Genomic DNA, 12,677 nt, shown 5'->3' with positions numbered 1-12,677 from the left:
GAGCAGGGAAGGAGAGATACTAATTTATCGACAGGAGAGCAAATCTATCCGCCGGAAACATTCGCAAACTAGCTATAGTTTGTTCAACATGCGTTATTTTCCGAATAGCGATTTCATACAACCAAGTTAGATCGGAGTTTATATATTTTCCGAACATGGTATCACCCCAATATATATTAGCACCTTTATTTTAAAAGCAAAAATACCACAGCAACGGTCACTGTGGTATTTTCTAAAAGAAATCTTTATAATAGTTCTCCTTCAAACTGGTAAATAAGCTTGAAGTTACTTTCATCGAGAAGCTCTGCAACATGGACACGAACACCATGCCCAAATACAACTTCATCCTCTGTCATAGCAACAATCATTGCTTTCGTATTATTTTTCACATCCATATAGATATCCCCAACAACTGGTTGAAGAGAATCATCTGACTCTGCTAAATAACTGATGGATTCATCCTCAATTTGTTGAGCTTCGGGAACCAGACTTTTGTCATAATATGCAATTTCTTGGCTCGCATCATTTTTCCCTGGAACAAGGACTACATATTCACTATGTTTTACACCATTGTCCCTTGTTGTTACAACATTACCATCCTCAACGCTTTCTACTTTTTCGATCTCGTTTAGAGAATAATGATCGAGAAAATCCGGTGCTGGCTTAACAATTAAAATATAATCACCAGGCTCAGGTCGTTTATCTTTATCAATGGTATATCGTTTTCCATAAAAAATAAACGTGTCATTATGTTGTGGTCTATACAGATCAATCTCACTTGCACTAGTAAGTATTTGCTGCATGTCCTTTAACCGATATAAATGAACTGACTTTTTAAACATTGGCTTAACCGAATAAACTTTATGCAATTCATTTTTATAAAAAACGAATTGTCCTTTTCTAACCTGAAAGAGCTTCATCACGTTACCTCCTATAATGCATTTGTGTCTATTATAACTACAATTTCAAAAAAAGAAACCTATAGTATTAGTTTCCCTTTCTAACTTTTCTTTTAAACCTAAATTAATTGATTAACGAACTTGATCCTCCATATGAACAAATGGGAGTTCTGTATTGACCTCACCTAGAATCCGCTTAATCCCTATTTCCTTACCCTGTAACCAATCCTGAAAATTAATAACAACTGGCTCTCGGTCACCACCAAGTGCAAACCATGCTTTCATTTCTTTGGGGAAATATGCCGAAGTATGAATGGTACCAGACCAATTTTTATATTGATCAGAAAACACACCTTTATCTGTATCATTCAGCATACGGAAGGCTTTATAAGCATCTGTAACCTGCCCCTTCTGTTCTTCGATAGCTGCCATTCTTTTATAGGAGTCATTCAAATGGTAGCGGTTTTCATCTTTCAATATTTCAAAATGGTTTGTACACACATTTGAGGTACGTACTTCAACGCCACGAGGGGTTGCTTCAACCACAAATGTTTCCCCTTCTCGATCAAGTAGAATATAGCTGAAAGAGTGTCGATGGGGGATTTCCTTTATAAACCGAATAGCTTCTCCGACGTCTGCACAAGTTTCCAATGCCATTCTGCCAATCATATTACAAATAAAACCTTCTCCCGGTTTTTTCCGGTGCATAAAATTATAACCAAGCGCCAGGCCTTTTTCATTCATACCATCCATTCTTCCTGTGATCCGCTGGGACGGCCCAATTACTGCGTAGCCTTGATCAGTTGGCTGATACAATGTATAACGACCTTCGTATGTCTTCGGATGGTAATCATAGTTTCGAATCATATAGTTTGTATCCGTAAAAATAGAACATCCACTTTTTACGTAGTCAAGTCGATAACCGCCAAATTCCATCAATACTTTATTCATATTCCATCCAAGCGCGTCCCTTAATCCCGTTAATTCATCCCATACACCTGGTGCCCATGGCATAATAGCAGCCTTAACCTCTGCCTCAGATATAGAAAAACGCGGCCTTCTAATCTTCCATTGTTTATCTCTATTCTTTAAAGTAAAAGAGTCTTTTAATAAAAGGCCCTGATGGTATCCGAATTCATAATGACTTCCTCGGAACTGAAAAATATCACTATATATTCTTTTCACCGTACATCCCTCATTTATTTGAAAACTATTTATTTTCCAGTTCTTCAACGAGTAAGGATAGTTCTTCCCAGCGTTCCATCTTTGTCTCCAGCTCTTCCTCTACAGCCTGCTGCTCTGCAAACAGCCGTTGTACTTTTTCAGAGTCACTACCAGCCGTGGTGATTTCTTCCTTTAATAATTCTATCTTACTCTCCAAATCAGAAATTATATCTTCAATTTCATTCCACTCTTTTTGTTCCATATAGGAAAGCTTTTTCTTTTGCTTTTTTGGCTGCTCCTTCAATAGCTTTGGTTTTGATTTAGTAGAATCTAGTACGTGTTGATCTAAGTATTCACTGTAGTTTCCATAATAGAGCTCAACTTTACCGTTTCCTCTGAAAATTAGCAAGCGATCAACAACCCGGTCAAGGAAATAGCGATCATGGGAAACGGTAATAACAACTCCAGGGAAATGTTCTAAATAATCCTCCAGAACGCCCAAGGTTTGTGTATCCAAATCATTTGTTGGCTCATCAAGAAAGAGAACGTTTGGCTCCGTCATAAGAACCTTCAACAAATAGAGGCGACGTTTCTCCCCACCGGATAGCTTACGGATATATGTCCATTGCTCAGCTCTTGAAAATAAAAATCTTTCAAGCATTTGTTCTGCAGTAATCTCATCTCCATCTTTTGTATAAATAACTTCGGCTATATCTTTAATATAATCGATGATACGGACACTGCCATCCAGTTCTTCATCACCTTGTGTATAATAACCAATTTTGACTGTTTCACCAATATCAAGGCTGCCGCTGTCAGGAGAAATTCGGTTAGCCATTATATTTAATAACGTCGTTTTTCCTGTACCATTTGGTCCGATAATCCCCATTCTTTCTCCAGGCACCATAATGTGACTAAAATTATCGATTAATTTTTTATCGCCATATGACTTATGGATGTTTTCAAGCTCAATTACTTTTTTCCCAAGTCGGGCAGACCCTACTTGGAATTCCGCTTCCTGCTTTTTGGTATCAAAGGTTTTATGCTTCATTTCCTCGACACGTTCTATTCTGGCCTTTTGCTTGGTAGAACGCGCTTTTGCTCCACGACGAAGCCATGCAAGCTCTCTAGTAAGAGTATTTTTATGTTTCGCTTCCAGACTTTTTTCTAAAGCTTCACGCTCTGCCTTCTTCTCAAGAAAAAGCTCATAATTACCTTCATATACATATAAATTCCCTTTATCCAACTCAAATATGCGGTTGGTCACACGGTTAAGAAAATATCTGTCATGTGTTACGAGCAATAATGCACCTTTATATGTCTGTAAATATTTCTCAAGCCATTCAACAGAATCATTATCAAGATGGTTTGTAGGCTCATCCAAAATAAGTAAATCTGCGGGTTGGATGAGAGACTTCGCTATAGCAACACGCTTTTTTTGGCCGCCAGATAATGTGGTAATCTTTTCATTAAAAGAAGTAATACCTAATTTTGTTAGAATCGTTTTCGCGGTAGTATTGGCCTCCCAAGCATCTTCCTCATCCATTTTTTGTTGACAATAAAGAAGGTTTTCCTGTGCTTTTTGACTGGAAGGTTTAAGCTGCAGCTCTAATAATGCTTGCTCATATGCCCGCATCACTCTCATGATGGTGGAGTCCCCGTAATAGATTTGTTCAATTACCGTCAGGTCAGGATTGAGCTCAGGCTCCTGGGCAGCATATTCAATATGATACTCTTTAGGGTGTTTAATAACTCCTTTTTCAGGTGACTCTATTCCGGCAATTGTCTTTAAAAAGGTGGACTTCCCTGTTCCGTTCACCCCAATAAGTCCTATTCTTTCACGCTCTGTTATGGTGATGGAAATATCATCAAACAAGACCTTCTCACCAAATGATTTATATAAATGTTCAATAGTTAGCATAACAAGAAACCTTCCCTTGACTTGTAGTCATTCATTTGCTCTTTCTTTTCCCAAGTAATGTTCTTAAAATAATTACGATCAAAAATAGTAACCAGGATGTAACAAGATAGAAAATAGCTTTGCTTTGTGCATTCATGTCTGAAAAGAAGAAAGCCATTCCCGTCCAAATCACCGCTGTGATAAGAAGCTGTGTCACTAAAAGTTTAATGATAATCTCCCCCGATAATGTTTCATACTATATGCTAGTTTACCACAAAAAGACCAAGGAAATCAGCATTAACAATCGCTGTACCTTGGTCGTAGGGTAAGGTTTCATTATTTCATTTTTTCAAACTCACTTACCATTTGTTCATAGGTCATAGCTCCATATGCCTTAAATCTAATTCTACCTTGGGAATCGATCATATAGGTAGTCGGGATTGGTTGAATGCGATATTTATTGCTTACGTCAGAAGCCTCATCCAACAGGACGGGAAAGGTTACACGATGTTTTCCCATAAAATCTACTACATCTTGCTTTTTGGCTTCCGTTTGGGTCAAGTTAACCGCAAGAATAACGATTTCTTTTTCATCATAGAAGTTTTGCATATCTGGTATTTCTTCTCTGCACGGCGGACACCATGTAGCCAGAAATTTAGCATCACTTTTTTACCGCGATAATCAGATAACTTTACTTTTTCTTCATTTGTTGAGACCAATTCAAAATCTGGAGCTGTATCGCCAATTTCGGTACCTTCCAATGCTTTCTCTCTCTGTGATGTTTGCACCATGAAAGTTTTCTTATTTTCCTGTATGGTCTCAGAAGATTTTGGAGCTGCATTTATAATTCCATAACTGTAGTATCCGACCCAGAAGAGGCCTGATAACACGACTACCCAAAACACTTTTTTCATGTCCATCCTCCTGCTTCTTCATTACATTTAACGATAGCCTTCCACAAAAAAGAACATAACATACTTTTTTACCAGGGATATGGAATTATTTTTGACAATTTTAACGTTAATTTATAAACCTCTTGTAAAATTTTGTAATACCTTTTTACTAGATTGCTTGGTTATAGCCTTCCTGGATTGCCTTCCATCAGTCTCTTCTTCTAAAAATATACCTTTTCTACCATTTAGTTCTCCTTTCTTTTCAACTATGATAATAGTAAGACTAGTCTTATTATTAATTGAAGGAGGAGAAGGATGAGAAAAAAGCTCTGGATTATCGCCACGATTTTTGTATTGGCAATTGGAAGCTTGTTAGCTATGAACGGGGAAGCAACTGTTGCTAAAAAAGGAAAAGATAACAATGCGTCGCCAAATAACGGTAAAGTAAAGAATGTGATCGTTATGATTGGTGATGGAATGGGACCATCCTATCCAACAGCCTATCGTTACATGAAAGATGACCCTTCAACACCACAGATGGAAAAAACGGTATTTGACAACCATTTAGTAGGAATGGCAACAACTTATGCAGACGACCCAGAAGAAAATATTACTGATTCGGCAGCTGCAGCGACCTCCATGTCAGCAGGTATAAAAACATATAATGGAGCAATAGCAGTTGATACAGAAAGAGACGAAGTGGAAACCGTACTTGAGGCTGCCAAGAAAAAAGGCAAATCTACAGGTCTTGTTGCCACATCACAAATTAACCATGCCACTCCAGCAGCTTTTGGAGCACATGATGAATCCAGAAGGAATTATAATGAAATTGCTGATGATTACTTCGATGAAATGATTAATGGAGAACATAAAGTAGATATTATGCTCGGCGGGGGTACAGACTATTTCGACCGAGAAGATAGAGATTTAATAGAAGAATTTGAAGAAGATGGCTATAATTATGTAGATGATAAAGAGGAAATGCTTGAAAACAAGAATGATAAATTACTAGGTTTATTTGCTCCAGTCGGTCTTCCGAAAGCAATTGATCGGGAGGATAGTCCGTCCCTTGAAGAAATGACGACGACAGCTCTTGAGCAGCTAAGCAAGAATAAAGATGGGTTCTTCCTTATGGTAGAAGGAAGTCAAATAGACTGGGCTGGGCATGCAAATGATTCTGTCAGTGCCATGAGTGAGATGGAGGATTTTGCTAAGGCATTTGAAACCGTTATTGAATTTGCTAAGAAGGATAAACATACACAGGTTGTTTTAACAGCAGACCATTCTACAGGCGGTTTTTCCATTGGCCGTGATGGTGAGTACAACATGTATCCGGAAGTGATCAAAGCAGCTGAACGTACACCTGAGTTTATGGCAGAAGAGATAATGGATGGTGAAGAAGTTGAAGAGGTTTTAGAGGAATACGCTGACCTGGACTTTAATGAAGAAGAAATTTCAGCTATCCAGCAAGCAGCAGAAACTGAAGATTTTGATACGGTGTATGCAGCGGTTTCTGAAGTATTCAATGTTCGAGCAGGCATCGGATTTACCACAAGCGGACATACAGGAGTAGATGTTCCCGTCTACGCATATGGTCCAAAGAGTGAGGTCTTCTCCGGATTAGTTGATAACACAGACATCGCCAATGAAGTATTTAACTTTCTTAAATAAGCATTAAAGGTTGGAACAAAATACTTTTATATATTGAAAATCCGAACCGATTCACACTTTTACTGAATCATAGTTCGGATTTATTTTTGTAATAAATTAGCGGAGGAAAAACGCGCAGACTCCTGGGACTGCGATTACTCGTCCCACCGAAAACCATTGTGGGAGGAAAAGCCTAGCTAAGACCCCGGAGTGCGTGGCACGAGGAGGCTTAGCAGCGCCCACGGAAAGCGAAGCGTTTTTCCGGAGCGGGATTCCCACACTTTAGAATGTTCATCTTTAGAATAGCGTTATTTAGTTATGTCTCAGCCACTTTTGTTATTACAAGATAAATAAATCCCTGAAAACCATATGTTGGAGAAGAGACTTTTTATGGCAGGATTTGTGCGCTTTTTGTTGAATGAGAAAATATATAGTTTAATTTTTGTTATAATTCTTATAATAAATATAAATTGGAAGGTAGTGGATTTTTTGCATTTACAAAAAGGGAAAGCAAACTGCATTACAGATGTACCTGGCGTAAAAGTCGGTCATACCACATTATATGAAAAGCTAACCGAGGAAAAAACAATCTGTACAGGAGTAACAGCGATATTACCACATGAAGGGAATCTCTTTCGTAAAAAAGTTAGAACTGGAAGTGCTGTCATTAATGGCTATGGCAAAACAACCGGCCTCGTACAAATAGAAGAACTGGGATTATTGGAATCTCCAATTATGCTGACAAATACATTTAGTGTCGGAGCTGTTTGGCAAGGGACATTAAAATATATGCTCGATCGCACGCAAGAAATTGGTGATACAACCAGCTCAATTAATATTGTAGTCGGCGAATGTAATGATAGCTATCTAAATTCGATCCGCGAACAAGCAATCAAACCTACACATGCAATCAGCGCATTAGAAAATGCTACGAATCATCCAGTGGAGGAAGGAGATGTCGGAGCAGGTAAGGGAATGGTTTGCTTTGGTTATAAAGGTGGTATAGGAACAGCTTCACGAACAATTACAGATAATTTAAATACATACACTGTCGGTTGTCTTGTTGTAAGTAACTTTGGTAGAAGAGAACATGCATTATTTGCAAATCTGGAAACCACGCAAATACCTACACCGGATGGCTCTATCATGATGATTATTGCAACTGATGCCCCCTTATATGACAGGCAGCTAAAAAGACTCGCCAAGCGTTGTGCAGCGGGACTTGGGAGAACAGGAAGCCGCATTGATAATGGCAGCGGGGATATTGCCATTGCTTTTTCAACTGCCAATGTATACGATCATAAAAGTGATTCCGCTAAAGAAACAGCTTCATTTCTTCGTGATGATCACCCTGTTATGAATGATTTGTTCCAAGCAGTTATCGAAACAACAGAGGAAGCAGTAATTCGTTCCTTAATGCAAGCAAAAACGACAGAAGGAAGAAATGGCAGGGTAGTAGAAAAAGCTCCTATTTAAATACATTATCAGAAGTAGAGGTATTCTACTGGATAAGTTAATTATAAGTAGAACATTTTGTAATATAGAAACTCCAGCACATAATATATAGCAATAACAAAAGCCAGATCAGTTCATCTCACTGTCTGGCTTTTGTTTCTTATTTTGATTTTGCATAAAAAGACTTTGGTACCTCGGCTTTAAACAGTAATAGTTGCCCAGTACTCGGATGGTTAAAAGAAAGGATCCTCGCATGTAGCCCTAGTCTTCTAATCACATTTTGCTTAGATCCGTATTTTTTATCCCCTACAACGGGGTGCCCCAGGTCTTGCATGTGCACGCGGATTTGATTTTTCCGCCCCGTTTCCAATTGAACCTCTAATAAAGAAAAATCATTATTAGACTGGACGACCTTATAATGTGTTATTGCATGCTGTCCGTCATTTTTTACAGGACTGGAATACATCATATGGGTTTTGCTCTCTTTTAACCAGGAAGAAATATATCCTTTTTGCTTCTCTACCTTCCCCTCTACAAGCGCAGCATAGGTGCGTTCCTTTACGCTTTTTTTCCACGTATCTTGAAGCTTTCTCTTCGCAGCTTCATTTTTAGCGAAGAGCATGACTCCAGAAGTATCTTTATCTAAACGATGAACGACAAAAACCCGGTTTAATGGATCTTCTTTCCGGACATGCTCCATAAGCTGATGATGAGCGGTCTGTTTTTTTTCTTTCTGTGTCGCAATGGACAACAAACCCGCCTCTTTATTTACCACTATTATATCCTCATCCTCGTATAGAATCGTCATACCAATCAATGCACTTTCCTTAACTGCTGCTTTGTTTTTTAAAATTTTAATCGTTTGACCACTATATAAAGGATAATTATGCTTCGTTTCAATATGATCATCTACGGTCACCTGGCCACGTGTCAGTATGGATTTTACTGAATTCCGGCTACGATTGGGCATAGCTTCTAATAAAAAAGGGAGCAGCTCCATTTGCTTTTCCACGGTAAAATGTAAATTATTCTTATCTCTTGATGGCTGTTTTTTCGGCAATAGTAAAACTCCTTTATCTTTAAAGAACATATTTCTTATTATAAGAGTAATCTTTCTTTGATCGTTACGCAAATCCCAGCGTCTCCTATATCCTTATCGCTGACTTCGAGATAACCATAGAAGCACAAAATTTCCTATATCTGAACTTTCCACGTATTATCTTTTATCAGGAGGGGAATTTTATGACAAATCAAACATCTACAATTAAAGAGAGAGTGATGGAGCATACCAATTTCGCCATGCCACCAAAATGTACGATGCAAACAAAAAAATAGCGGATAACGACTTTAAATTTATTTTGGAAGCAGGAAGATTATCGCCCAGTTCATTAGGATCTGAGCCTTGGAAGTTTTTAGTAGTCCAAAGCCCGGAATTACGAAATAAGTTAATGGAGGTAGCACCTGGCGCTGTAGAAAAATTAAAGTCAGCAAGCCATTTTGTTATTCTTTTAGCAAGGAAAAATGTTCGGTATGACTCGGATTATCTGTTCAGCCAAATGAAAGACGTACAACAAATGCCTGAAACAGTGGTTACAGAGGTCTCCGGTCATTATAAACGCTTCCAAGAACAAAAACAGATATTAGATAATGAGCGAACTCTTTTTGATTGGGCATCAAAGCAAACATATATTGCCTTAGGAAATATGCTGACTGCTGCAGCACTCCTGGGAATTGACTCCACTCCAATGGAGGGATTCAACCAAGAAAAACTTGATGCATTACTTGAAGAAGAAGGGCTACTGGAAAATGGCCAATTCGGCGCATCTGTACTCGCCGCATTCGGCTATAGAAAAGAAGACCCAAAACGAGGAAAAACACGAAGAAATATTGAAGAAGTAGCACAGTGGGTTTAATGTTGAAACATAGGGAAGCCTGATAAGCTGATATTTATATTAATCTCATAGTTAATTTCAACCTTAAAAGAAGCCTACTCCTGGGCTTCTTTTATTTTATTAACTTTGAATACATTGCTTAGATGAAAAGCCTGATGTAGACCTTGACTTACAAGGAAAAGACACTTCCATCTCAGACGTACTGACCATGGCCTGCCCCCATTTCCTATCATTTTTTTATAAACAGATTTTACCATTCTAGTAGATTTGATCTTATTATTATTACTATACTTTTTTAACCAGATTAACTGAATCTTTTAAATCTGAAAAACCATTTTTATGATAGAATCCATATGCCGGAACATTCTTTTCTGTAGTTAATGTTATATGCTTAATCTCCTTTTCGTTTAATATTTCATTCATTAGTTGAAGAAAAGAACTACCTAGTCCTTGATTTTGCCTTTTTCTAGAAATAAAAAACTCTCTAATAAAGTATTCCCGACCTTCCCACCAATTAAAAATATATCCTAATGCACAGCCGATAAGTTCACCCTCCTCACTATATAGAGCTAAAGTTAGTGAATTATTATTTTCGGTTAGTTCTGTTAAATATGCATGTAATTGTTCTTCGTTGTTCCATTTATCAAACCAAGGTTCATTAGTAAATACATCCAAAAATAGATCCTTCATTTTCTCAAAATCATTTTTCTTTAATATGCTAACCTTCATCTCGTTCTGCCTCCTGCTATATAATTTATAAAAATTACACCAATAACACTTTTTCTTCCGATGTTCAATCTATATAATAATATATTTTTAATAATAAAAACGAGTAAAAATCCATTTGGGTTTTCTACTCGTTTTTCTAGAGATTTTTTGTGGATTTGCTTTTAGATAATAGTAATTAACTGTGCTTTAGCGGTTCTATTAATCTTCATCCTTTACGTCAATATCTTCAGGAATCGGTTCATTTAAGTATTCCTGAATCTTCTGTCTATATTTCTCTACATCTTCAAAGTGTGTTTTAAATTGGGCTTGATTTATTAAGTATTGGTTACCATCATGAATGGCACGAATTCTTCCTTCCAATACGAGTGCTCTCACTTTTGCTATGTCCATTGATAAATACTCAGCAGTCTCCTGTATGGTTTTGTACATATCCTTGGTCCTTTCCCGAATAGCCCAGACTGTTCCTATCTAATACATAGTTTATCTCATCAAAATTTTCCAGATACGTATCAATTAAATCCTCTAACAAATTCACAGTGACCATCTCACTTTCCTAGTACATCCTGATATTCCGGTGTGTTTTCAAGCTTCTTTTGTGCATAAGAGCATTGAGGGATGATTTTCAATCCTTCCTCTCTGGCATACTGTACCAGTCTATCTACTAACTTTCCTGCAACACCTTGCCCTTGCAACTCAGCTGATACGACTGTATGATCTACAATAATCGAGTTTCTCTCACCTGGAATAAATGATATCTCTGCTAATGGTTCGTCTTGATTTTCACCGATAAAAAAAGAATGATTTCCTTGCTTAATGTCCACAAAAATTCCTCCTTATTTATTGAAATGCTGGCAGAGTTACTACAACAGCAAGAACAAAAATAATCGTAATATAATTAACGGAATATAAGAATATCCAATGTGCCCATTTTTGATCGTCTTTCGTAAAAAATCCTCTTAAGGCAATAATCAACCAACCAACGTTCAAAATTGTTGCAACTGTAATAAAAAAGGTCCCTAATTGTATCAAGTAAAAAGGTAACGGTAACAGACAGGCAATATAAATTACTATTTGGCGTTTTGTAATCGAAAACCCATGCACTACTGGTAGCATTGCTACATCTGCCGCCTTGTATTCTTCATATTTTTTAATAGCAATTGCAAAAGTATGCGGCATTTGAAAGATAAATAAAATAGCAAAAAGCATAATTGGGACAATATGAAAAGCAGATTCTATTGCGGCCCAGCCAATTAAAGGAGAAACTGCACCCGATATACTACCGATCACCGTATTTAAAGTGTATTTTCGCTTTGTCCACATTGTATAAAGAACCACATAGGTAAACCAGCCGATGAAGGCATATAATGTGGCTTCCCATGTCGTAAACCATAACAAGATGAAACCTGCCAGTGATAAGACAATCCCTGTCCATAACACAATCTTGAGTGATATCTTCCCCGTTACAGTAGGTCGATTCTGCGTCCTGGCCATAATCTCATCGATATCCACATCATACCAATTATTAATTACTAATGCTCCAGCCATAACCAGTGTACTTCCGAGCATGATAAGTATAAGGAGTGGCCATTGTTCTGTTATTAAGGATCCAGAAAAATAAAGGGCGAGCCAAAAACCTGAGAAAACAGGTAATACATTTGCAATTAAAACTGGTCCTTTTATAAGTGATTTTATATCCGAAAACGTCGCTCGTTTCGAATCGTTTTGTATAGTTGGTGATGCACTTCCCATTCCCATATCATATATCCTCCCTGATTCGGGCAATTTTAAACTTTGTTTATACTTTTATCATATCACGGAATGTCATGAGAGACTATTACTCTAGATTACTACAGAATTTTCACTATACAGCATGAAAGCTTTTGACGGAGGAGGTAAGTAGCTATTCCAGCTTTACAATTTGATGTTGGTGAACTATTAATTTTAGAGAAAAATTTGACTGGAGCGTGCTATAGAATAGTAATTTCTAGTATGATAGACATTCGGGGTTGTTTTTTCGTACTCAATGTCCGTCAATCAATCCATGATAGACATTACGACCCGATTTCTCATTCCCAATGTCCGTCATTCACTCTAT

The 12,677-nt window shown here is 37.5% G+C and carries 12 protein-coding genes and 1 pseudogene; 3 read left to right on the top strand and 10 right to left on the bottom strand.

Features of this window, described 5'->3' with window-relative positions:
* Positions 1–245: 245 nt before the first annotated feature.
* The 5 genes and pseudogenes from JCM12304_RS10230 to JCM12304_RS10215 form a co-directional block, all read right to left on the bottom strand.
* Positions 246–920, bottom strand: a complete 675-nt coding sequence (locus JCM12304_RS10230; protein WP_019376909.1) for a hypothetical protein — start codon at positions 918–920, stop codon at positions 246–248.
* Between the two features lie 111 nt (positions 921–1,031).
* Positions 1,032–2,084 carry a C45 family autoproteolytic acyltransferase/hydrolase gene (locus JCM12304_RS10225; RefSeq protein WP_060680195.1) on the bottom strand — a complete coding sequence of 351 codons (1,053 nt, stop codon included), beginning with the start codon at positions 2,082–2,084 and terminating at the stop codon, positions 1,032–1,034.
* A gap of 25 nt (positions 2,085–2,109) precedes the next feature.
* The gene (locus JCM12304_RS10220; protein ID WP_060680192.1) at positions 2,110–3,984 is read right to left on the bottom strand and encodes an ABC-F family ATP-binding cassette domain-containing protein; all 1,875 of its coding nucleotides are present in this window, start codon (positions 3,982–3,984) and stop codon (positions 2,110–2,112) included.
* A 31-nt stretch (positions 3,985–4,015) separates the two neighbouring features.
* Complete coding sequence (locus tag JCM12304_RS19750; protein ID WP_189778672.1) at positions 4,016–4,180, bottom strand: hypothetical protein; 165 nt, start codon at positions 4,178–4,180, stop codon at positions 4,016–4,018.
* A 119-nt stretch (positions 4,181–4,299) separates the two neighbouring features.
* Positions 4,300–4,754, bottom strand: a pseudogene (locus JCM12304_RS10215) (peroxiredoxin family protein).
* Between the two features lie 417 nt (positions 4,755–5,171).
* Between JCM12304_RS10215 and JCM12304_RS10210 the strand changes: the two are divergent.
* Entirely contained in the window at positions 5,172–6,527 is a 1,356-nt protein-coding gene (locus JCM12304_RS10210; protein WP_060680190.1) for an alkaline phosphatase, read from the top strand.
* Between the two features lie 468 nt (positions 6,528–6,995).
* Complete coding sequence (locus JCM12304_RS10205) at positions 6,996–7,982, top strand: DmpA family aminopeptidase (protein WP_082388029.1); 987 nt, start codon at positions 6,996–6,998, stop codon at positions 7,980–7,982.
* Positions 7,983–8,121: 139 nt separating this feature from the next.
* On the opposite strand, the gene JCM12304_RS10200 is transcribed toward JCM12304_RS10205, so the two are convergent.
* The gene (locus JCM12304_RS10200) at positions 8,122–9,021 is read right to left on the bottom strand and encodes an RluA family pseudouridine synthase (protein WP_060680263.1); all 900 of its coding nucleotides are present in this window, start codon (positions 9,019–9,021) and stop codon (positions 8,122–8,124) included.
* Between the two features lie 250 nt (positions 9,022–9,271).
* On the opposite strand from JCM12304_RS10200, the gene JCM12304_RS10195 reads away from it, so the two are divergent.
* Positions 9,272–9,874: an NAD(P)H-dependent oxidoreductase gene (locus tag JCM12304_RS10195; protein ID WP_060680188.1), complete on the top strand. Its 603-nt coding sequence runs from the start codon at positions 9,272–9,274 to the stop codon at positions 9,872–9,874.
* Between the two features lie 264 nt (positions 9,875–10,138).
* On the opposite strand, the gene JCM12304_RS10190 is transcribed toward JCM12304_RS10195, so the two are convergent.
* The 4 genes from JCM12304_RS10190 to cyoE form a co-directional block, all read right to left on the bottom strand.
* Entirely contained in the window at positions 10,139–10,582 is a 444-nt protein-coding gene (locus JCM12304_RS10190; RefSeq protein ID WP_060680186.1) for a GNAT family N-acetyltransferase, read from the bottom strand.
* A gap of 198 nt (positions 10,583–10,780) precedes the next feature.
* Positions 10,781–11,011 (bottom strand): excisionase family DNA-binding protein, encoded by a 231-nt coding sequence (locus JCM12304_RS10185; RefSeq protein ID WP_026041369.1) that lies wholly within the window; start codon positions 11,009–11,011, stop codon positions 10,781–10,783.
* Positions 11,012–11,127: 116 nt separating this feature from the next.
* Positions 11,128–11,403 (bottom strand): GNAT family N-acetyltransferase, encoded by a 276-nt coding sequence (locus tag JCM12304_RS10180; protein ID WP_019376920.1) that lies wholly within the window; start codon positions 11,401–11,403, stop codon positions 11,128–11,130.
* A gap of 16 nt (positions 11,404–11,419) precedes the next feature.
* Entirely contained in the window at positions 11,420–12,337 is a 918-nt protein-coding gene (cyoE, locus tag JCM12304_RS10175) for a heme o synthase (RefSeq protein ID WP_060680183.1), read from the bottom strand.
* Between the last annotated feature and the right edge of the window lie 340 nt (positions 12,338–12,677).

The sequence above is a fragment of the Virgibacillus halodenitrificans JCM 12304 genome (assembly GCF_001310895.1).
Classification (GTDB): domain Bacteria; phylum Bacillota; class Bacilli; order Bacillales; family Amphibacillaceae; genus Virgibacillus_Q; species Virgibacillus_Q halodenitrificans.
The sequence above is the reverse complement of the archived record's forward strand: the minus strand, read 5'-3'. Positions and strand labels throughout refer to the sequence as shown.

What these genes read in the sequence shown, in the direction of transcription:
- JCM12304_RS10230 (WP_019376909.1), bottom strand. Translation starts at nt 920, where the DNA reads ATGAAGCTCTTTCAGGTTAGAAAAGGACAATTCGTTTTTTATAAAAAT.
- JCM12304_RS10220 (WP_060680192.1), bottom strand. Translation starts at nt 3,984, where the DNA reads ATGCTAACTATTGAACATTTATATAAATCATTTGGTGAGAAGGTCTTG.
- JCM12304_RS10210 (WP_060680190.1), top strand. Translation starts at nt 5,172, where the DNA reads ATGAGAAAAAAGCTCTGGATTATCGCCACGATTTTTGTATTGGCAATT.
- JCM12304_RS10195 (WP_060680188.1), top strand. Translation starts at nt 9,272, where the DNA reads ATGTACGATGCAAACAAAAAAATAGCGGATAACGACTTTAAATTTATT.
- JCM12304_RS10190 (WP_060680186.1), bottom strand. Translation starts at nt 10,582, where the DNA reads ATGAAGGTTAGCATATTAAAGAAAAATGATTTTGAGAAAATGAAGGAT.
- JCM12304_RS10185 (WP_026041369.1), bottom strand. Translation starts at nt 11,011, where the DNA reads ATGTACAAAACCATACAGGAGACTGCTGAGTATTTATCAATGGACATA.
- cyoE (WP_060680183.1), bottom strand. Translation starts at nt 12,337, where the DNA reads ATGGGAATGGGAAGTGCATCACCAACTATACAAAACGATTCGAAACGA.